The sequence below is a fragment of the Pseudomonas sp. Arb-4-2C genome (genome assembly GCF_055755015.1).
Window position 1 is genome coordinate 4,220,592 of record NZ_CM146899.1, and the last position, 21,194, is coordinate 4,241,785.

At 59.6% G+C, this 21,194-nt stretch carries 14 protein-coding genes; 3 read left to right on the forward strand and 11 right to left on the reverse strand.

The genetic code is table 11. The annotated features are described in order from the left end of the window. Positions 1 to 125 precede the first annotated feature (125 nt). The 4 genes from astD to AC0J41_RS19140 all read right to left on the reverse strand — a co-directional run bounded on the left by astD (position 126) and on the right by AC0J41_RS19140 (position 5,135). A complete protein-coding gene (astD, locus tag AC0J41_RS19125; protein ID WP_473016023.1) occupies positions 126 to 1,595 on the reverse strand; it encodes a succinylglutamate-semialdehyde dehydrogenase in 1,470 nt (489 codons plus the stop codon). Continuing rightward, positions 1,592 to 2,617 carry an arginine N-succinyltransferase gene (gene astA / locus AC0J41_RS19130; RefSeq protein ID WP_025112906.1) on the reverse strand — a complete coding sequence of 342 codons (1,026 nt, stop codon included), beginning with the start codon at positions 2,615 to 2,617 and terminating at the stop codon, positions 1,592 to 1,594. The genes astD and astA overlap by 4 nt, the downstream gene beginning before the upstream one ends. A gap of 51 nt (positions 2,618 to 2,668) precedes the next feature. Beyond that, positions 2,669 to 3,688, reverse strand: a complete 1,020-nt coding sequence (gene aruF / locus AC0J41_RS19135) for an arginine/ornithine succinyltransferase subunit alpha (RefSeq protein WP_025112905.1) — start codon at positions 3,686 to 3,688, stop codon at positions 2,669 to 2,671. Positions 3,689 to 3,914: 226 nt separating this feature from the next. Then, entirely contained in the window at positions 3,915 to 5,135 is a 1,221-nt protein-coding gene (locus tag AC0J41_RS19140; RefSeq protein ID WP_473013319.1) for an aspartate aminotransferase family protein, read from the reverse strand. A gap of 310 nt (positions 5,136 to 5,445) precedes the next feature. On the opposite strand from AC0J41_RS19140, the gene AC0J41_RS19145 reads away from it, so the two are divergent. Then, a complete protein-coding gene (locus AC0J41_RS19145; RefSeq protein ID WP_473013320.1) occupies positions 5,446 to 10,473 on the forward strand; it encodes a dermonecrotic toxin domain-containing protein in 5,028 nt (1,675 codons plus the stop codon). 12 nt (positions 10,474 to 10,485) lie between these two features. Here AC0J41_RS19145 and argR read toward each other — a convergent pair whose 3' ends face one another. The 7 genes from argR to acs all read right to left on the reverse strand — a co-directional run bounded on the left by argR (position 10,486) and on the right by acs (position 18,544). Beyond that, entirely contained in the window at positions 10,486 to 11,478 is a 993-nt protein-coding gene (argR, locus tag AC0J41_RS19150; RefSeq protein ID WP_473013321.1) for a transcriptional regulator ArgR, read from the reverse strand. Positions 11,479 to 11,712: 234 nt separating this feature from the next. Beyond that, positions 11,713 to 12,477: an ABC transporter ATP-binding protein gene (locus AC0J41_RS19155; protein ID WP_003227281.1), complete on the reverse strand. Its 765-nt coding sequence runs from the start codon at positions 12,475 to 12,477 to the stop codon at positions 11,713 to 11,715. A 23-nt stretch (positions 12,478 to 12,500) separates the two neighbouring features. Further along, on the reverse strand, positions 12,501 to 13,613 hold the full coding sequence (locus AC0J41_RS19160; protein ID WP_473013322.1) for a M14 family metallopeptidase: 1,113 nt from the start codon (positions 13,611 to 13,613) through the stop codon (positions 12,501 to 12,503). Position 13,614: 1 nt separating this feature from the next. Next, entirely contained in the window at positions 13,615 to 14,313 is a 699-nt protein-coding gene (locus tag AC0J41_RS19165) for an ABC transporter permease (RefSeq protein ID WP_003227285.1), read from the reverse strand. Then, on the reverse strand, positions 14,310 to 14,999 hold the full coding sequence (locus tag AC0J41_RS19170) for an ABC transporter permease (protein ID WP_003227287.1): 690 nt from the start codon (positions 14,997 to 14,999) through the stop codon (positions 14,310 to 14,312). The genes AC0J41_RS19165 and AC0J41_RS19170 overlap by 4 nt, the downstream gene beginning before the upstream one ends. Before the next feature lie 91 nt (positions 15,000 to 15,090). Next, on the reverse strand, positions 15,091 to 15,864 hold the full coding sequence (locus AC0J41_RS19175) for an ABC transporter substrate-binding protein (RefSeq protein ID WP_025112900.1): 774 nt from the start codon (positions 15,862 to 15,864) through the stop codon (positions 15,091 to 15,093). 724 nt (positions 15,865 to 16,588) lie between these two features. Further along, complete coding sequence (gene acs / locus AC0J41_RS19180) at positions 16,589 to 18,544, reverse strand: acetate--CoA ligase (RefSeq protein WP_025112899.1); 1,956 nt, start codon at positions 18,542 to 18,544, stop codon at positions 16,589 to 16,591. A 464-nt stretch (positions 18,545 to 19,008) separates the two neighbouring features. On the opposite strand from acs, the gene AC0J41_RS19185 reads away from it, so the two are divergent. After that, the gene (locus AC0J41_RS19185; protein WP_003227290.1) at positions 19,009 to 19,269 is read left to right on the forward strand and encodes a DUF2790 domain-containing protein; all 261 of its coding nucleotides are present in this window, start codon (positions 19,009 to 19,011) and stop codon (positions 19,267 to 19,269) included. Positions 19,270 to 19,833: 564 nt separating this feature from the next. Beyond that, on the forward strand, positions 19,834 to 21,084 hold the full coding sequence (locus tag AC0J41_RS19190; protein ID WP_025112897.1) for a ribonucleotide-diphosphate reductase subunit beta: 1,251 nt from the start codon (positions 19,834 to 19,836) through the stop codon (positions 21,082 to 21,084). Positions 21,085 to 21,194 lie beyond the last annotated feature (110 nt).

The following is a 21,194-nucleotide window of genomic DNA, read 5'->3' on the forward strand; positions in this document are numbered from 1 at the left end:
GAGAATCTGTTGTTATAGGCTTCAAGTAACAATTCAGTCAGACCGAGGCGCGGCCTTCGCGAGCAGGCTCGCTCCCACAGGGAAATGCATTCCAGTGTGGGAGCGAGCCTGCTCGCGAATGGGCGTTACGCCATTTTCACGCCTGGGGTCAGAGCGGCTGGCAACACCAGGCTCGGCGTTTCCAGCGAGGCCACCGGGTACGCGCAGTAATCCGCCGCGTAGTAGGCGCTGGCGCGATGGTTGCCCGACCCCCCGACACCGCCGAACGGCGCGCTGCTCGCAGCACCGGTCAGCTGTTTGTTCCAGTTGACGATCCCGGCACGGCTTTCCAGCCAGAATTGCTGATAACGCGCCTCGGAATCGGACAGCAAACCAGCCGCCAGGCCATAAGCCGTGTCGTTGGCCTCACTGATCGCTGCGGCAAAATCGGCGTAGCGGATCACTTGCAGCAATGGACCGAACAATTCTTCGTCCGCACGCTCGGCCACTGCGGTCACATCGACAATGCCCGGGGTCAGCAAGGCCGATTGCGCTTGCGGCTGAGTCATTTCCAGCAACGACACAGCGCCGTTGGCCAACAGATGTTCCTGAGCTTCCATCAACGCTTTCGCCGCGCCGAGGGAAATCACCGACCCCATGAACGGTGCCGGCTGCTGATCGAACGCACCGACTTCAATCGTCGAACTGACTTCAACCAGTCGTTTGAGCAGGCTGTCGCCCCATGCGCCTTGCGGCACCAACAGACGACGGGCGCAGGTGCAACGTTGGCCGGCGGAGATGAAGGCCGACTGAATGATCGTGTACACCGCCGCGTCCAGATCAGCGACCTGATCGACTACCAGCGGGTTGTTGCCGCCCATTTCCAACGCAAGAATCTTGTCCGGACGCCCGGCGAACTGCTGATGCAGATGATTGCCGGTACGGCTCGAACCGGTGAAGAACAGGCCGTCGATGCCCGGGTTCGCCGCCAGTGCGATACCGGTTTCGCGAGCGCCTTGCAGCAGGTTCAGAACGCCTGCCGGCAGACCGGCTTCGATCCAGCACTTGACCGTCAGTTCGGCGACTTTCGGGGTCAGTTCGCTTGGCTTGAACAGCACGCTGTTACCGGCCAGCAACGCCGGGACGATGTGCCCGTTCGGCAGGTGACCGGGGAAATTGTAAGGGCCGAACACCGCGACCACGCCGTGTGGCTTGTGGCGCAGCACAGCGGTGGCGTCGCCCAATGGGCCGCTCTTCTCGCCGGTACGTTCGCGGTAGCTCTGCACCGAGATCGCAATCTTGTTGACCATGCTGGTGACTTCGGTCGCGGCCTCCCACAGTGGCTTGCCGGTTTCCTCACCGATGGTGCGAGCCAGTTCGTCGCTGTGGTTTTTCAGCGCAGCGGCGAAGGCTTCAAGGACGCTGATGCGCTCGTCCAGCGAACGCCGCGCCCACCCCGGGAATGCCTGACGTGCAGCCTGCACGGCGGACTCGACCTGAGCAGCGGTAGCGCCCTCCCCCGACCACAGCACTTGCTGGGTTACCGGGTTCAGCGACTGAAAGGCTTCGCCTTGACCGGCCAGCCATTCACCTGCGATGTATAGCGAATTCATTATTTCGACTCCCGAGCAGCAGACAACGCCACGGCGCGCACTTGATCGCCAGCGTTGAGTTGAAGACGTTTGGCGGTCAGCGGATCGACCACCAGTGTGCCGGCGGCCAGACGGGCCGGCGCAGCCGTGATGCGGCAGTCTTCGCGCTTGCGGTTATGAATGATGAACGGCGTGGCGTCATCGCCCGGCGTACCGATGGCCAGCACCAGCGCTTCGCTGTCACGCACCGCACGGATCTTGCTGGTTTCGCATTCAATGGCAGGACCGGCGTCGAAGATGTCGACGTAGCCCTGATAGCTGAAACCTTCGCTCTTGAGCATCGCCAGCGCCGGCTCGGTGTCCGGGTGAACCTGGCCGATCACGTTGCGCGCGTCTTCCGAAAGGAAGCAGGTGTACAGCGGGAATTTCGGCATCAGTTCGGCGATGAACGCCTTGTTGCCAACCCCGGTCAGGTAGTCGGCCTGGCTGAATTCCATCTTGAAGAAATGCCGCCCCAGACTTTCCCAGAACGGCGAACGGCCAGCTTCGTCGGACACGCCGCGCATCTCGGCGATGATCTTGTTGCCGAACAGCTCAGGGAACTCGGCGATGAACAGCATGCGCGCCTTGGACAGCATGCGGCCATTCAGCCCCGTGCGGTAATCGGCATGCAGGAACAACGAGCACAGCTCGGAGTTGCCAGTCAGGTCGTTGGCGAGGAACAGCGTCGGGATCTCGCGATAGATGTTCAGCTCCTGCGAGGCGCTGACGGTCAGACCGACGCGAAAGTTGTACCACGGCTCACGCAGACCGACGGCACCGGCGATGGCGGAAATCCCCACCACACGGCCGTTGTCGTCTTCGAGCACGAACAGGTAGTCCGCATCGCCACGGCCGGCTTCGCCGCGAAAGGTCTTCTCGGCCCAGCCGACCCGATGGGTCAGGCGTTCTTCGTTGGCCGGCAAAGTGGTCAGGCCGGTGCCGGTGCTGCGGGCCAGGTCGATCAGCGCGGATAAATCGCTGCTGCGTACGGGACGAACAATCATGCTATCTCCTCAAACGGGCCGCCTTCGCCACCCGTGAAACTCGCTAAGGCGTTAAACCGCCACCAGGCGCACGCTGGCACCTTCACCGACGCCCAGGGCTTCGGCTGCTTCCAGATCAAGGGTCACCGGTTTACCCGGCGCGTAGTCCAGTTCCAGCAACACCGCGCGGTAGTCCTGCAACTGCGCGTTGGCCACCAGGTACTGGCGCCCGGCGCCTTTGACCGGCTCGCCGATCTTCACCGGCACGACACGGCTCTGGGCGATCGAACGGATCCCCGAAACGCGTGCGTGCAGGGTCGGGCCACCGTCGAAAATATCGATGTAGTGATCGGTCTCGAAGCCTTCGCGCATCAGGATGTCGAAGGTGATCTGCGCACGCGGGTGTACCTGGCCCATCGCTTCCTGAGCGGAGTCCGGCAGCAGCGGCACGTAGATCGGGTAATGCGGCATCAGTTCGGCGAGAAACGTGCGGCTCTTCAGGCCACACAGGCGCTCGGCCTCGGCGTAGTTGAGGTCGAAGAAGTTGCGGCCGATCGCATCCCAGAATGGCGAGTCGCCGTTCTCGTCGCTGTAGCCGACGATCTCGGTCACCACCGAATCAGCGAAACGCTCCGGGTGACTGGCGACGAACAGCAAGCGACCACGGGAATTGAGCTCGGCCCAAGGCGACCCCACCAGCTCGCGCTGCACGTAGAAACTGGTCAGCAAACTGTTGCCGGTCAGGTCGTGGCACTGCGAGAGCACGTGGATCTTGTTGTGAATCTTCAACTCGCGGGAGGCGTGAACGAAGGTCTCGTTGCGGAAGCTGTAAAACGGCTCCGAGTAGCCGGCCGAGGCGACGATGGCCGAGCAGCCCACCAGCTTGCCGGTGGCAGTGTCTTCAAGGACGAAGAAGTAGCTCTCTTCACCGTTGAAGCTCACTTCGGCGGCAAACGAGGCTTCGCTCGCGGCGATCTTGTCGCTCAGACGTTCCACGTCATCCGGCAAGGAAGTGACACCAATCGGACTGTCCGCAGCCAGACGCTGTACCTCGCCCAGATCAGCCATTTGCGCAGGGCGCATCACCAGCATGGTGTCACTCCTTTCTCTTATAAAAATTTACTGAAGAAATAGCCGGGCTCGCGCTGCTTGAACAGAGATCAGTGTGGGAGCGGGCTTGCTCGCGTAAGCGCTGTATCAGTCAACATTTCCGCTGTCTGACCCACCGCTTTCGCGAGCAAGCCCGCTCCCACATTTAATCCAGCCCGGCATTAAAATTTTGATCGACGCCCGAAATCCTCAGGCGTCGAAAGGTCTATCAGGCTTGCGTCAGTTTTGCTGCAGCGCGTTCGAAGCGGTCCAGACCAGCATCGATATCGGCGTCTTCCACCACCAGGCTCGGGGCGAAACGGATCACGTCCGGGCCAGCCTGCAGAATCATCAGGCCTTCTTTTTCAGCGGCGTTGAAGATGTCCTTGGCCTTGCCTTTCCAGGCGTCGCTCAGCACGCAACCGATCAACAGACCGAGGCCACGCACCTGAGTGAACAGGCCGTACTTCTCGCCAATCTGCTGCAGGCGGGTCTTGAACCTGTCGTGCTTGGCATTGACGCCGTTCAGCACCTCAGGGGTGTTGATCACGTCGATCACCGCTTCGGCTACTGCGCACGCCAGCGGGTTGCCGCCGTAAGTGGTGCCGTGGGTGCCGACGACCAGATGCTTGGCCAGCGCCTCGGTGGTCAGCATTGCAGCGATCGGGAAACCACCGCCCAGGCTCTTGGCGCTGGTCAGGATGTCCGGGGTCACACCGTAATGCTGGTAGGCGAACAGATTGCCGGTACGGCCCATGCCGGTTTGCACTTCGTCGAACACCAGCAGCGCGTTGTGCGCGTCGCACAGTTCACGGGCACCTTGCAGGTAAGCCAGTTCGGCCGGCAGCACACCGCCCTCACCCTGGATCGGTTCCAGCACGACCGCACAGGTCTTGTCGGAAACGGCAGCTTTCAGCGCAGCCAGGTCGTTGTAAGGCACGTGGGTGATGCCGGTGATTTTCGGGCCGAAACCGTCGGAGTACTTCGACTGGCCACCGACGTTGACGGTGAACAGGGTCCGGCCGTGGAAGCTGTTGAGCGCGGCGATGATTTCGTACTTCTCGCTGCCGAAACGATCGAACGCCACGCGACGGGCCAGCTTGAAGGCGGCCTCGTTGGCTTCGGCGCCGGAGTTGCAGAAGAACACGCGCTCGGCGAACGTGGCGTCGATCAGCTTGTGCGCCAGACGCAGGGCCGGCTCGTTGGTGAACACGTTGGAGACGTGCCACAGCTTGTTCGCTTGCTCGGTCAGCGCACCGACCAGCGCCGGATGCGCGTGGCCCAATACGTTGACGGCGATGCCGCCGGCGAAGTCGATCAGCTCGCGGCCGGCCTGGTCCCAGACGCGGGAACCGGCGCCACGCACCGGAATGAAAGCGGCAGGCGCGTAGTTGGGAACCATTACCTGGTCGAAATCGGCGCGTTGTACCGCAGCGTGCTCAACGGACATCGGAGTCTCCTGATGAGGGCCACCCGCCTGAAACTGGCGAGCGATGGGGGGATTGTAAGGACAGTTTTCAGCCCGGCCTTGCCGCCAAGCGACAACTTCTTATAGCGCAAACCCCGGATTTTCCCGGGTTTACGGCAATGCGACATATAGCGTCGCAAAGGCGCAGTTTAACTGGCGGCAAGGGATTGCGGCAGACCTGTTCCTTTGTAACTCATGTCGATTTACGGGGTGCGGTATATATGTACCGCACATCGTCGTTGATCCCGGGTTCTGCTAGAGGCCTTTCAAACACGACGACAAATTTGTACGCATGAATACCGAACCGACTACCACAGACATCCCCGACGTTTTCCGGCCGGATAGCCATTATCAGCATTTGCACAGTGCGATTGCGCCCTGGCTTCGCCAAGCCCTTCCCCACCGACGCACCGAACTGAGCAAGGTGACGCCAACGTTGCCGGCGACACTCAGGCATGCCCCACCCCATCAACACGCGGCGCTGAACACCCTTGTCACAGCGCATGCCTTGAGCCAGAACCGAACGGATCGACTCCTGGCAAACCTGCGCAATCCTGCCGACTTCGCCGAGCCACTGCTGCAAGCCTTGATAAAAACGCGCTGCGGACTGGAACTGGACGTTCGCCAAACCTGCCTGCGCCTCTATCTGCCTGATCATGTCCCCTGGTTGCGAATGAAATCGGGGGCGGCGCGCATCTGGACCCTCTCGCTGCTGGACGCAGCGCTGCACAACTTTGAAAACAGCGAAACCGAACAGGATGCGTTCGAACCCGCCTCGACCTACACCACCCCCGCCTCCCCCACCGGACAGTTCGATACGCTGCCGCAGATCCTGCAGAAAATGCCCATTGCGACATTCACCCGCCTGTGCCGGGAACTGGACATTGGCCAGCGCTATAAAGAGTATCTGGAAGACAATCTGGGCATCAGCAATCCGGTGACTGCAGCCCTCCTGCAGCCTGCCCTCAAAGACAGCCAGCGAGCTGCGCTGACGGCAGCCTTGCACATGGCGCACATGCAGAATTTGTTGGCCGGCGATGCCCACCAACTGATTCTCGGCCTGCTCGACAATCTGCCGCATCTGCGTTTGCGCGGGCAAAACTGGGGGTGTCGTGAGCTGACCCTCATGAATGCCCGCCTGACCGGCATCCTGATGTTTGCACCGGAGCCGGAGCAGGCCCGAGAGGTCGTCAGTGTGGTGGTCTACCTGCCTGACGACCCGGCACACCCGATCAAACAATACCCCTCGTCTGCCGCTTTCGCCGAGGAGCTTGGCCGACGATTGCGCGAGCCTGACTATCAGGCTTTTTTCAGCCGCTTCATTGACCATCAGGAGCGCGGCCACTTCTTTGCCCAGTTGAATGATCAGCTCGCGCCCATCACCTGGCAGCCCGTGCAGCGAGGTGACCCCCGTCCGACCTGGCGAGAACAACCCAATCGGCGACCCGGCCTGCATTTGAGGTCGGCGGCCATCACTGGCGAGTTATGGACACACCTCTATCAGAGCAAGCTCAACAAGATCCTCAATGATGCGCGGGTGATCGCTGTGCCCACCGCCACGGTCGACCAACGAGCCCGTTGGGCACTTTGGGACTCGTTCAGCGAAATCACCTCCACACTCCTGAACATCGCCGCGTTCATCGCCCTGCCGTTCGTGCCCTTTCTGGGGGAATTGATGCTGGGTTACATGGCCTACCAACTGCTCGATGAAACCTTCGAAGGCATCATTGATTGGGCGGAGGGGGAGGCCAAAACAGCCTTCGGACATTTCATGGAAGTGGTTCAATCGGCGGTGCAACTGGGCACCTTCGCAGCAGGCGGGGTCATTGCGGCGGGTGAGTTTCGCGCACTGCTGCCTCGGGAAATCGTTCAGTTCATTGACCGCTTCAATTGGGTGAAACGACCGAGTGGCAAAACCCGTTACTGGAAACCCGATCTGAGCACCTACTCCGTTCTCGAACGCCCCGGCGAGTCAAAGCCCGACACACTCGGCCTGCACTCACACCAAGGCAAAACCCTGCTGGTACTGGACAACAAGTGCTATGTCGTCAGCAAAGATACCGTCACCAGCCAGCACCGTATTGATCATCCCAGCCGACCCGATGCGTACAAACCACTGCTCGAAACCAACGGCGCCGGGGCCTGGCTAACCGAACTCGACCAGCCACTGAGCTGGGATCAAGCCACCGCGCTGCGCCGTATGGGGCCGGACATGGAGCGTTTTTCGGCCAGTGAACGCGAGCGCATGCTCACCATCAGCGGCTGTGACGCCAACGCTCTGCGCAAAATGCATGTGAACGCCGAGCAGGTACCACCGCTACTGGCCGACACACTCAAGCGCTTCAAGATCGACCGCGACATTCAAACCTTCATTGAGCAGATCGGCAGCGAAACGACGGATGACTACCTGAAGGCCGACCCGGTCCTGCAACTCCAGATACTCAAGGAAAACGGCTATTGGCCGGAAAACAAAAACCTGCAGTTGACCGACGGCAAGGCGCACATCCTTTGGCAAAGTCATCTACGCGACGCACCGGGCATACGGCTCGACACCGCTCAACTGCACCAGGGCGACCTGCTCAAAACCTTTCTTCTGGCACTCTCGGACTCTGAAATCAGAGCGATGTCCGGCGAAGCGTTCGGCCATCCCTCTCTCGCGCTTGAAACCCGAACCCGCACCCTGCGTCGCACACTGGCAGAGCTTGCCGAGCGCAGGAGAGCGTCATTATTCGATGAGCGCTATCGCAAATTCGAACGTGGCGCCGACTCGCAGGTACGAGAAATCATGGGCGGCGATCGCAGCCTTCCGATCAGCGTCGCCGAAGCGATCCTCGACTCGACCAGCGCCCAGGAACGGCAACAACTGCAACGCTCCAAGCCGTCCAAACGCCTGGCCGAAATGATCCAGGAAGCCAGAATGCAAGTGCGCATGGCCCGCGCCTATGAAGGACTGGAGTTACAGTCGAGCGCCGGCAACCGCGACACGGAACGGCTGGCTCTGCACTCACTGCCACGATTACCCGACTGGCCGGAGCAGCTGCGACTGGAGATCCGGCATTACGCCCATGAAGGGCCACTTCTCGACAGCATCGGCCCGAAAAATGCCCCGACCTGCAAGGTATTGGTCCTGACCGAGCTGGGTGAATATCAGGCGTTCGACCATGCTGGGCAGGAGCTCAGCGGTGCGGGCGGGCTTTACCCCAGCCTTCTACGGGCACTGCCGGACGCCGAGCGGCAGGCCTTGAATATTCGCATAGGCGAAGAACAGATACTCAAGCAGCGGATTCGCGACCACGCCTTGAACCGCGACGACCTGCGTTCGTTGCTGGCGCAACATCCAAACCTCAAACCTGCTTACGACCCCACCTTCATGCGCTTGCTGGGCGGCACCGATGGCTATCGCCATATCCCCGTGAACACGCCTCCCCTGCAGTTTCATGCGCAACGATTGTTCCCCCAGCTGTCCGCTGAAGAACTGCTCGCCTTTGTCGAAAAACTGCAACGCCATCCGGACGGACCACGGGCAGAACTGAGCCGACTGTTTGCCGAGCACGACCAGCTCAGCAGCATTTTGAATCCCTGGACTGACGATATTCCAGAGATCGACCCCAATACCCGTACCAGACTTACCACCGAACAGTTCGCGATCCAGAGACAAAATCGTCGGTACCTGCGCCGAGAGATATACGATTGCTGGAGGCAGCAAGCAACCTATCCGGACCACTCTGAAAACACGATCGAGTTCAGGTTCTGGCGACCGATACTCGGCGAATTACCCCGCCTGAGCATCAACTTCAACCGGGTGGACTCCCTGATGATGGGTGGCCATAGCGAAACGCGAGGCGTGCATGAGTTCTTGAAGCACTTTTCTGGTCTGCGCCACCTCGATTTGCGTACCTTCAACCTGGGTTTCTTGCCCGAAGCCATCGACCAGTCACCACGACTCAGCGAACTGATTCTGAGCGACTGCGCAATCACCCTCACCGCCGAAAGCCTGATGAAACTGTCTGCACTAGATCAACTGACGACGCTGGATCTGTACAAGAATCCGCTCGGTTTGATGCCGCGACTCGAACGCATGCCGCGGCTCGATTACGTCAACGTCTCGGCAACGGGGATTTCCGAATTCCCGACCGGCTTGCTGAATCACCCTCGCATTCGAACCGCGCTGCTCAATGACAACCGCCTCGAAGTACTCCCCACCACACTGTTCGAACTTCCCGACAGCATCACCGAGGGCATTGATCTGGGGGGCAATCCGATTACCGCGTCAGACCATGAACGGATCAAAAGCCATTTCGCCCGGACTCGTCATGATTTTGGAGTGCTGGCCGACCAGGATGACCTCCTTCGCGTTCAAACGCTCTACACACAAATGGATCGAGAGCAGGCCAGTGAGTTCGTTTATCTGTTACCCGGGACATTGGCCGACGGCAAGGTTGAAATCACCCGCCTGGAAAACGAATACAGCGCCCTCAGAGACAGCCTTGCAGCCTGGACCGCGGATGTTCCCGCCATACATCCGATTAGCGGCCAGCCCTTTACCCCGCACCAACTGTCGAACGAACATTTGATCCGGGATGAATTTAGAAACCGTCTGGAACAGTGCTGGCGCCGGGAAAGCGATCCCGAAGATATCGATCCGCCGCAGCCGCCCATCTACGAGTTGAATCTGTCGGCAGGCATTACAGGCGAGTTGCCCGAATTGCCTGCCGACTTTGCTCATGTCACGCACCTGTACATGAGGAGCCGACGGGGCCGGACCTCGGGGGCCACGAGATTTCTGGAGCGCTTCCCCAACCTCAAGCACCTGACGATCTACGAGTACCAGCTCGGCAACATACCCGAAGCGATTTTCCGAATGGCTGACCTGACACACCTGGCGCTTTCAGGCTGCCACATCACCCTGACCGAGCAAACCGCCCTCGAACTCGCGCAGATGGAGCGCCTCGACCTTCTGGATTTGAGCGACAACCCGCTGGGGCGAACACCTGACATCAGCCAAATGACCGATCTCACCGTGCTGCTGCTGGACAGCACCGACATCAGTGAACTGCCCCACGGCCTGCTACAGCTCAAAAATCTGAGAGTCGCTAACCTGAACGACAATGCCATTGCCCATATCCCCAGCGACATTCTGGAATTGCCTCTGGAGTTCGCCGGAAAAATCAATCTGCGGGACAATCCGCTTGACGAGGAAAGCGTGCAGCGGCTGATCGCCTACTTCCGGCGGACCAATGTCGACTTTGGTGTGATTGCGGTGATCGATAGCGCAGAAATGGAGGTGTCGACTTCCGAGGACTCTGAAGTCGACGAGTGATTCGCGTCAGGCTCAGCCGCGCTCGGGAGGGACAGAGGACAACTCGAACGGGCTGCTGCTGCGCCGCTGGTTGCGATCTTCACGCGGCGTGGCGCCGAAGAAGTTGCGGTAGGCGCTGGAGAAATGCGGCCCCGAAGAGAAACCGCAGGACAGGCCGATCTGGATGATCGACTTGCTGGTTTGCATCAACATCTGCCGGGCCTTGTTCAGGCGCAGTTCCAGGTAGTACTGGCTCGGCACACGGTTGAGGTATTGCTTGAAGATCCGCTCCAGCTGGCGACGGGACACGCACACGTGCTGGGCGATTTCGTCGGTGGTCAGCGGCTCTTCGATGTTGGCTTCCATCAGCAACACCGCCTGGGTGAGCTTCGGATGGCTGGAGCCGAGGCGGTTCTGCAGCGGAATGCGCTGACGCTCGCCCCCCTCGCGGATGCGCTCGACCACCAGTTCTTCGGAGACTGCACCGGCCAGTTCCGCACCGTGATCACGGGCCAGCACCGCCAGCAGCAGGTCGAGGACCGACATTCCGCCACACGCGGTCAGGCGATCGCGATCCCAGTCGAACAGATGGCTGGTGGCGATGACTTTCGGAAAACGTTCAGCGAAATCGTCCTGCCAGCGCCAGTGCACGGCGGCGCGATAGCCGTCGAGCAAACCGAGTTGCGCCAGCGGATAGACACCGGCCGACAAACCACCGATCACGCAACCGGCACGTACCAGTTGCTTGAGCGCGCTGCTGAGCGCCGGGGCCAGGGTGGTCGGCGGCTCGTCAGCGAGCAGGAACAGTTTCTGGAAGTTTTCCAGCTTGCCGGCCCAGGCCTCGCCGGGCAGTTGCCAGACACCTGCGGCCGCCGTTTCTGTCACGGCTTCGGCCTGCAGGAACGACAGTTCGTAAACCACCTCCGGGTGTACCCGCTGAGCAACGCGCAAGGCCTCCTCCGCCAGCGCCAGCGTCAGAGCTTTAGTGCTGGGCCAAATCAGGAAACCAATTCGATGGGCAGTCATGGGCGGGCAATCCGAAACGAAGAACGGTGATGAAGGCATGGGCCAATGCTAGCCCGTAATCGAAGCTGTCGCAGATCCATTGTGGGAGCGGGCTTGCTCGCGAATGCGGTAGATCCGACACCAATGATGTCGACTGATACACCGCTTTCGCGAGCAAGCCCGCTCCCACAAGGGGGGATCGAGCCAGTCTTCAGGTCGCGAAGCATGACCTAATTTGGTGCATAACGGCAGCGATTACTTGAGGCTGCCCGACAGGAACTGCTGCAAACGCTCCGATTGCGGATTGACCAGCACTTCGCGCGGATTGCCGCTTTCTTCAACGACACCTTTGTGCAGGAACACCAACTGGTTCGACACTTCACGGGCGAAGCCCATTTCGTGCGTCACCACCACCATGGTGCGACCTTCCTGAGCCAGCGCTTGCATCACTTTAAGCACGTCGCCGACCAGTTCCGGGTCGAGGGCCGAAGTCGGTTCATCGAACAGCATCACTTCCGGCTCCATCGCCAGCGCACGGGCAATCGCCACACGCTGCTGCTCGCCACCGGACATGTGCCCCGGGAACGCGTCTTTGCGATGCGCCACGCCGACCTTGTTCAGGTAGTGCTCGGCCTTCTCGCGCGCTTCGGCCTTGGACACGCCGAGTACGTGGACCGGCGCTTCCATGATGTTTTCCAGCGCAGTCATGTGCGACCACAGGTTGAAGTGCTGGAACACCATCGACAGGCGCGAACGCATGCGTTGCAGCTGTTTCGGATCAGCAGCTTTCAGCGCGCCGTCCTTGTTTGCCACCAGTTTCAGCTCTTCGTTGTTGAGCAGGATCTTGCCCGCGTGCGGCTGCTCGAGCAGGTTGATGCAGCGCAGGAAAGTACTTTTGCCGGAGCCACTGGAGCCGATGATGCTGATCACATCGCCGGCTGCCGCTTTCAGGGACACGCCCTTGAGCACTTCGTGACTGCCATAGCGTTTATGCAGGTCTTGGACTTCAAGTTTGTACATGCGGTCGGTTCTCACAAAAACAGTCAGTCGTTGAGCAAGCGCCCGTGACGCAGCGCTTCGCGCCCCGCCACCTTGGCCAGCCAGAAACCGGGTTGGGCATAGCGCAGCCGTTCAATGGCAAACAGCACCCCGGAGGTACCAGCACACACCGTGCTGACCCGATCGGACACAGGATCGATCACTTCGAAAATCTCATCACCGGCTTCGACCCACTCGCCGGGTTTACGCAAAAAGCTCACCACACCGGGGTGCGGAGCCAACAGCAATTGAGTGCCTTCGAACGGCATGCCTTCACAGGCTTCGTGTGCCGGTTTCGGCCACTCGCCGGTGATCAGGCCCTGCTCGGCAAGGAACGCCAGAATGCCTTCGGCCCACGCCACCGCGTCCGCGCGGTCGGTATTGGCCTGACCGCCCAGCTCGATGGTGGTCGCCAGGCACGCCAGCGGAATCTGCGCGTCCGGGAACTGCCGCGACAGGCGCAGCCACGGCAACGAGCACGCTTCATCGAAGGAGCTGCCACCGGAATCTTCCGCCAGCAAACCGACCTTCACGTTCAGGCGCGCGGCCAGCGAACGCCACTGCGGCCAGTGCTGCGGCAGCGCGTACATGTGCAGCGCAGCCTCGGCGTCGCAATGCAGATCGAGCACCACGTCAGCGGTGCAGGCGTGACTCAGCAGCACGCGCTGCATGCCTTGCAACTGGCTGCTCGCCTCGGGCAATGCCGTCAGATGATCAGCCATCGCCTGACGGATCAGGCGAATATTGGCGTGCGGATCGTCACCGAGGCTGTCGGCCAATGCCGTCGCAACCGGCGCGCTCAGCTCGACGAAATCGCGGTTGAAATTCTTGCCGCTGCCCGCCTCGAAACGCCCCTGATGATTGCCTTGCAGCAATTGGCCGAGGCCCAGCGGGTTGGCAACCGGCACCAGCTCGATCACCCCGTTGAGCAGGCCTTGGGCTTCGAGTTCGCCAAGGCGCTTCTTCAGCTCCCAGGCGGTGCGCATGCCGGGCAATTCGTCAGCGTGCAGGCTGGCTTGAATGTAAGCCTTGCGCTCGCCGCTACCGAACCGAAACACCGAGATCTTGCGCTCGCTGCCCAAGTGGCTCCACGGCAATACGTGGTCGATGCGTTCCATATCAGTGCTTCCGCGGGGCCAGGTAGCTCAGCCAGCGACGCTCGGCCAGCTTGAACAGCTTCACCAGAATGAAGGTCAGGCACAGGTAGAACACGCCGGCAGTGATGTACGCCTCGAACGGCAGGTAATACTGCGCGTTAACGGTACGGGCCGCGCCGGTGATGTCGATCAGGGTCACGATGGACGCCAGACTGGTGGTCTGCAACATCATGATCACTTCGTTGCTGTACTGCGGCAGTGCACGGCGCAGGGCCGATGGCAGCAGGATGCGCTTGTACAGTTTGAAGCGCGACATGCCCATGGCCTTGGCCGCTTCGATCTCGCCGTTTGGCGTGGCCTTGAGGCTACCGGCGATGATTTCGGCGGTGTAGGCGCTGGTGTTGATCGCGAATGCCAGGCACGCACAGAACGTTGCGCTGGACAGCCACGGCCACAAGAAGCTTTCACGTACCGCTTCGAACTGGGCCAGACCGTAGTAGATCAAAAACAGCTGCACCAGCATTGGCGTGCCGCGGATCACGTAGGTGTAGAGCCAGGCAGCGCCGTTGACGATCGGGTTCTTAGAGACGCGCATCAGGCCCAGCGGCAGTGCCGCCAGCAGACCGAACAACAGCGACAGCGCGAGCAGTTTGAGGGTGGTCAGCAGCCCGCCGAGGTACAGCGGCATGGCCTCCCAAATGACGTTGTAGTCGAAGATCATAGATCAGCCGCCCTTACGCCTACCGAGTAGCGCTTCTCAAGGTGACGCAGCGCCAGCAATGAGACGCTGGTGATCACCAGGTACATCGCCGCCACTGCGAGGAAGAAGGTGAAAGGCTCGCGAGTGGCATCCGCCGCCTGCTTGGCCTTGAACATCATGTCTTGCAGACCGACCACCGAAATCAGCGCGGTGGCCTTGGTCAGCACCAGCCAGTTGTTGGTGAAGCCGGGAATCGCCAGACGAATCATCTGCGGCACCATCACCCGGAAGAACACCTGAAAACTGCTCATGCCGTACGCCATGCCGGCTTCGGCCTGACCTTTAGGAATCGCCATGAAGGCGCCACGGAAGGTTTCCGACAGGTACGCACCGAAGATGAAACCGAGGGTGCCGATACCGGCGGCCAGCGGGTTCAGGTCGATGTAGTCGTCATAGCCGAGCATCGGGGCCACACGGTTGAGCAAGTCCTGACCGCCGTAGAAGATCAGCAGGATCAGCACCAGGTCGGGAATCCCGCGGATCACCGTGGAGTACAGATCGCCCAGCCACGCCAGCCAACGAATCGGCGACAGGCGCAACGCGACCCCGATCAGCCCGAGAACGATGGCCAGGGCCATGGACGACAAGGCGAGCTGAAGCGTCAGCCATGCGCCATCGAGGATGACAGCCCCGTAGCCTTTCAACATGATTCAGGTCCTCGAAAGTTGGGATGAAAAAATGGCGCAAACCGCAGAGATCCTGTTGCTTGCGCCATTTCTGACTTGTCGCAGAGACGTATTACTTGCCGTAGATATCGAAGGCGAAGTATTTGTCCTGGATAGCTTTGTATTTGCCGTTTTCGCGGATGGCCGCGATGGCGGAGTTGATCTTGTCTTTCAGCGCGTCGCCTTTGCGCACAGCGATGCCTACGCCGTCGCCGAAGTATTTGACGTCGGTGAACTGCGGACCCACGAAGGCGAAGCCTTTGCCGGAATCAGTGTTCAGGAAGCCGTCCTGCAGCAGGGTGGCGTCAGCCACGGTACCGTCGAGGCGACCGGCGGCCACGTCGAGGTAGATTTCGTTCTGCGAGCCGTATGGCTTGATCTCGGCACCCAGCGGGGCCAGGACTTCGCGGGCGAAGCGCTCGTGGATCGAACCACGTTGCACGCCGATGTTCTTGCCCTTGAGCTCAGACAGGTTGTCGCTGACAACAGTGCCTTGCTTCATGACCAGACGGGCCGGGGTGTTGTAGTACTTGTTGGTGAAGTCCACAGACTTCTTGCGGTCTTCAGTGATCGACATGGACGACAGGATCGCGTCGATCTTGCGCACTTTGAGTGCCGGGATCAGACCGTCGAACTCTTGCTCGACCCACACGCACTTGACCTGCATCTGCTCGCACAGGGCGTTGCCGATGTCGTAGTCGAAACCGACGATGCTGCCATCCGGCGCTTTGGAAGCGAACGGAGGGTAAGCCGCTTCGATACCGATCTTCAGAGGTTTTTCATCAGCGAAGGAATTCAGCGACAGCACGGACAGTGCCAGGGCGCCAAGCAGCACAAGTTTCTTCATCTTGGGACTCCATCGGTAAAGGGCAAAAACGGCAGAGTGAGCGACAGCCCAATATGCGAATGGGTGAATCGGGAAAGCGGCGCAGCATCGGTGGGAAATTTCCCATTGAAACCATCAGGGGTTTCAACGTCAGCCACGATGAGCGAGTGATCGGCATTCTAACGACAGGCCCGAAGCCGATATTTCTTCAATGCGACAACTAATTACAGATGCACAGAGAAACCCGCTTGAGCACATTGACAGCCTTGCAAATTCATGCAAGAGCGAAAGACAGTGAACCGATCTATGCTGCAAATTGCGGGCCTATTATTCGCAAACCCTTCTAATCCGGCAAGCGCAGCGTTGTGTCTTATTTTTCACCGGGGGTTTTGAGGCTCTAAAACGGGGCGTTGCGTTTCCCTTCGCCCCGCCGCGGGGCGGGCGGTTACACATTTGGTTACTCGGATGAGGGCGGGTAACAGCGGGAAAGGCCTTGCGCGAGAAATCGATAATTATTGGCTGGGTCGGTTTGGGTTCCGACAGCGGACTGCACCGGCGCCTGACAGATCGCCTTCGCGAGCAAGCCCGCTCCCACAGTTTTTGACCGCGGTCCTTCAGATAAAATGCGATCCCCTGTGGGAGCGGGCTTGCTCGCGAAGAGGCCAGCACGGCCACCACAAACCCTCCAGACACAAAAAAGCCCCACCCGGCAAATCACCGAACGGGGCTTCTACGAATCTAACGCTTACGCCACATTCATCGTCTTGTGCGTATCAATCAAATGCTGCACCACACCCGGATCCGCCAGGGTGGAGATATCGCCCAACCCCTCATATTCAGCGGTAGCAATCTTGCGCAGAATCCGGCGCATGATCTTGCCCGAACGGGTCTTCGGCAGCCCCGGCGCCCACTGGATCACGTCCGGCGAAGCAATCGGGCCGATCTCTTTGCGCACCCAGTTCTTCAGCTCCAGGCGCAGTTGCTCGCTCGGCTCTTCGCCGTTTTTCAGAGTGACGTAGACATAAATGCCCTGCCCCTTGATGTCGTGCGGCACACCGACCACCGCCGCTTCGGCGACTTTCGGGTGGGCGACCATCGCGCTTTCGATCTCGGCTGTCCCCATACGGTGGCCGGAGACGTTGAGCACGTCGTCCACGCGCCCGGTGATCCAGTAGTAACCATCAGCGTCACGACGCGCACCGTCACCGGTGAAGTACATGCCGCGGAAGGTCTTGAAGTAGGTATCGACGAAGCGGTCGTGGTCGCCGTACAGCGTACGCGCCTGACCTGGCCACGAATCGAGAATCACCAGATTGCCTTCAGCCTCGCCCTCGATGATGTTGCCGAGGTTGTCGACCAGCGCCGGCACCACACCAAAGAACGGGCGCGCTGCCGAACCGGGCTTGAGCGCGTGAGCACCCGGCAACGGGCTCATCATGTTGCCGCCGGTCTCGGTCTGCCACCAAGTATCGACGATCGGGCAACGCGATTTGCCGACATTTTTGTAGTACCAGTCCCAGGCTTCCGGGTTGATCGGCTCACCCACCGAACCGAGCAGACGCAGGCTGCTGCCATCGGCACCTTCAACGGCGGCTTGCCCCGAGGCCATCATCGCGCGGATTGCGGTCGGTGCGGTGTAGAGAATGTTGACCTTGTGCTTGTCGACAATCTTCGCCACCCGGGTGATGTCCGGATAGTTCGGCACGCCTTCGAACAGCACGGTGGTCGCACCGTTGGCCAGCGGGCCGTAGACGATGTAGCTGTGGCCGGTGACCCAGCCGACGTCGGCGGTGCACCAGTAGATTTCGCCCGGGCGGTAGTCGAACACGCGCTCGTGGGTCATCGCCGCATACAGCAGATAACCGCCGGTGGTGTGCTGCACGCCCTTCGGCTTGCCGGTAGAGCCGGAGGTATAGAGGATGAACAACGCTTCTTCAGCGCCCATCTCTTTCGGTGCACACACGGTGCCCGCCACTTTCATCAGGTCTTCGTACCAGATGTCGCGATGCTGGTTCCACTTGATGTCGCCGCCGGTGCGTTTGCACACGATGACTTTCTGAATGCTGCTGGTTTCCGGGTTGGTCAGCGCGTCGTCGACGTTGGCCTTCAGCGGGATCTTCTTGCCGGCGCGCACGCCTTCGTCAGCGGTGATCACCACTTTCGATTTGCAGTCGATGATCCGACCCGCCAAGGCTTCCGGCGAGAAGCCGCCGAACACCACCGAGTGAATCGCGCCGATCCGGGTGCAGGCCAGCATGGCGACCACGGCTTCGGGGATCATCGGCATATAGATAGTCACCACATCGCCACGGTGCACGTCCTGACCACGCAGGGCGTTGGCCAGTTTGCAGACTTGTTCGTGCAGTTCGCGGTAGGTGATGTTGCGGCTGTCAGCCGGGTCGTCGCCTTCCCAGATGATCGCGACTTGATCGCCGCGCTCGGCCAGATGACGGTCGAGGCAGTTGTAGGAAACGTTCAGGGTGCCGTCGGCGAACCATTTGATGTCGACATGGTGATCGTCGAAGGAAGTCTGCTTCACCGTGGTGAAAGGCTTGATCCAGTCGAGGCGCTTGGCTTGCTCGCGCCAGAAGCCGTCAGGGTTGACGACCGACTGCTGGTACATGGCTTTGTAGGTCGCCTCGTCAGTCAGCGTATTGGCCAGAACCTCGGGACGAACGGGATACAGAGAAGCCGCACTCATCTTTCTTACCTCGGTGGAATAGTTGTTTTTGTATGACCCCGTTGTAGCCGGGCCGGGCCCATAGAACCATTCGACGATGGTAGTAACAAGCCCCTACAAATTATCCACCTACCCCGCACCCATGCCCTAAGCCGATCCCCCAAACACCACAGAACCCCTGTGGGAGCTTGCCTGCAAGCGATTCAGACAACTCGGCCCCACAGATAAAACACCCGGTTATCAATCTCCATCTCAAGGGATTGTTACCAAATCTGCCAAAGGTGTTTATCAAAACCCGCTCTGTTTACCCCCACCCCACCTCCCTAAAATCCACCTCGCCGACAAGGCAAACCGATTAACAACGTTACAGCCCCCACGAAGGCCGTTAATCCAGCTCTCAAGTAATAACTGCAAACGATGAAGTTCCACACGCAACCCTAAAAAGGTTGCGTGACCCCACTCGACCTCAAAAAGGTAAATTTGAAATGAAAGCTTTATTGGTTCTGGCCCTCAGCAGTCTGTGCGCAACCGCCATGGCAGACGAGGTCCCGACTGATGTCGCACAGCAACAACCGGCTATCGAGGAATACACTTACTCGACCCACCTGGACATCGCCAACGTCGTTTCCATGAGCGAAGTTCCAAACGTCTGCGAAGTTGTTCCGATGAAAATGGAATACGACGATTCCAAGGGTCAGCGCCACATCCTGCGTTACAGCGTCATGGGTAACGGCTGCACCAATTGATGATTGAGACTGCACCGAATCGGATCACTCAGCGCCTCATTTGAGGGTCGATTCCAGCCCGGCTTCGGTCGGGCTCAGTTGTGTCTGGAGTCGCTCAAAAGGGTTGCAAAACACAAGATATAGTGAAAAACCCGGTTTTTTGCTCATTTCTTGAGCAACCAAAGCCTCGCAAAAAAATTAATGAAAAAAAATTCTCGCAGGCCAACCCCAGCGAAAGCCCTGTAAACCCTCGCTCCGATCGAAATCACCCGGCCGATCGAACGCCCTGCGGTGTTTCGCCCTCCCCCACGCCCGTGTTTTTTTCCCTATAATGCCGCCCTAATCGGGTCAGCAATATTCCCTTACAGGGATCAAAGCCATTCTGAAGCCCCGCAGCAGCGTCAACGCTGATCTGCGCCCGTCAGAGGCTCTCGGAAACCCGTACAAAATTCTGTTTTATTGCCTGCCTTAGCTGCTGCAAAAAACGATTCCTTAAGATCCAACGCGGTCTGTACGACCGTGTGAAAAACCATCCAATCAGGTTTCACACGGGGCGACAGGCCCTCACGCAGGAGACGACACGTCATGCTGAGCTGGGACGAATTCGACAAAGAAGACAGTGAAGTAGCAGCAGTGAAAGGCGCCAACGCCGGCCACGCTACTGAAGCCAACATGGACCGCCTGGACAACGCCGGCGGCGCCGCAGCGCTGGAAGCCCGCGCCGTCACCGCATCTGACTCGGCCGCCGTGGCCCGCGCCAAGGCTGCACTGAACACTCTCGACGTCGCCGAAGGCCTCGCCGAACTCGAAGGCGCCTCCGCCCGTGTCGCCGTTGACGAAAAGCGCATGATCAACTGCCGCGCCGACCTCAACCAACTCGTGCCATTCAAGTACGACTGGGCCTGGCAGAAGTATCTGGACGGTTGCGCAAACCACTGGATGCCGCAAGAAGTCAACATGACCGCCGACATCGCCCTCTGGAAAGACCCGGAAGGCCTGACCGACGACGAGCGCCGCATCGTCATGCGCAACCTCGGCTTCTTCTCCACCGCCGACTCCCTGGTTGCCAACAACCTGGTGCTGGCCGTGTACCGCCTGATCACCAACCCGGAATGCCGCCAGTACATCCTGCGCCAGGCTTTCGAAGAGGCGATCCACACCCACGCCTACCAGTACTGCATCGAATCGCTGGCCATGGATGAAGGCGAAATCTTCAACATGTACCACGAGATCCCATCGGTCGCGAAAAAAGCCACCTGGGGCCTGAAATACACCCGCTCGATCTCCGATCCGAAGTTCGAAACCGGCACCGTCGAAACCGACAAAGAACTGCTGCGCAACCTGATCGCCTACTACTGCGTTCTGGAAGGCATCTTCTTCTACTGCGGCTTCACCCAGATCCTCTCCATGGGCCGTCGCAACAAAATGACCGGCGTCGCCGAGCAGTTCCAGTACATCCTGCGCGACGAATCCATGCACCTGAACTTCGGCATCGACGTGATCAACCAGATCAAAATCGAAAACCCACACCTGTGGGATGCCGAGATGAAGGAAGAAGCGACCCAGATGATTCTGCAGGGTACGCAGCTGGAGATTGAATACGCGCGTGACACCATGCCTCGTGGGGTATTGGGCATGAACGCGGCGATGATGGAGGACTACCTGAAGTTCATCGCTAACCGCCGTTTGAGCCAGATTGGTTTGAAGGAAGAGTATCCAGGGACGACTAACCCGTTCCCTTGGATGAGCGAGATTATGGACTTGAAGAAAGAGAAGAATTTCTTTGAGACGAGAGTGATTGAGTATCAGACTGGTGGGGCGTTGAGCTGGGATTAATAGTCTCGCTTGGCACGATTTGACGATTGCTGTTTGAGTCGGCGAATCGAGAAAGTAAAAAGCCCCGATTTTATCGGGGCTTTTTTATGAGCAATTGGTAACCCTTTTTA

Excerpts from the sequence above, each read along its gene's own strand:
- AC0J41_RS19160 (WP_473013322.1), bottom strand. The coding sequence starts at position 13,613 with ATGGAACGCATCGACCACGTATTGCCGTGGAGCCACTTGGGCAGCGAG.
- AC0J41_RS19175 (WP_025112900.1), bottom strand. The coding sequence starts at position 15,864 with ATGAAGAAACTTGTGCTGCTTGGCGCCCTGGCACTGTCCGTGCTGTCG.
- AC0J41_RS19170 (WP_003227287.1), bottom strand. The coding sequence starts at position 14,999 with ATGTTGAAAGGCTACGGGGCTGTCATCCTCGATGGCGCATGGCTGACG.
- AC0J41_RS19185 (WP_003227290.1), top strand. The coding sequence starts at position 19,009 with ATGAAAGCTTTATTGGTTCTGGCCCTCAGCAGTCTGTGCGCAACCGCC.
- acs (WP_025112899.1), bottom strand. The coding sequence starts at position 18,544 with ATGAGTGCGGCTTCTCTGTATCCCGTTCGTCCCGAGGTTCTGGCCAAT.
- aruF (WP_025112905.1), bottom strand. The coding sequence starts at position 3,688 with ATGCTGGTGATGCGCCCTGCGCAAATGGCTGATCTGGGCGAGGTACAG.
- AC0J41_RS19155 (WP_003227281.1), bottom strand. The coding sequence starts at position 12,477 with ATGTACAAACTTGAAGTCCAAGACCTGCATAAACGCTATGGCAGTCAC.
- AC0J41_RS19140 (WP_473013319.1), bottom strand. The coding sequence starts at position 5,135 with ATGTCCGTTGAGCACGCTGCGGTACAACGCGCCGATTTCGACCAGGTA.
- AC0J41_RS19145 (WP_473013320.1), top strand. The coding sequence starts at position 5,446 with ATGAATACCGAACCGACTACCACAGACATCCCCGACGTTTTCCGGCCG.
- AC0J41_RS19165 (WP_003227285.1), bottom strand. The coding sequence starts at position 14,313 with ATGATCTTCGACTACAACGTCATTTGGGAGGCCATGCCGCTGTACCTC.
- argR (WP_473013321.1), bottom strand. The coding sequence starts at position 11,478 with ATGACTGCCCATCGAATTGGTTTCCTGATTTGGCCCAGCACTAAAGCT.
- astA (WP_025112906.1), bottom strand. The coding sequence starts at position 2,617 with ATGATTGTTCGTCCCGTACGCAGCAGCGATTTATCCGCGCTGATCGAC.
- AC0J41_RS19190 (WP_025112897.1), top strand. The coding sequence starts at position 19,834 with ATGCTGAGCTGGGACGAATTCGACAAAGAAGACAGTGAAGTAGCAGCA.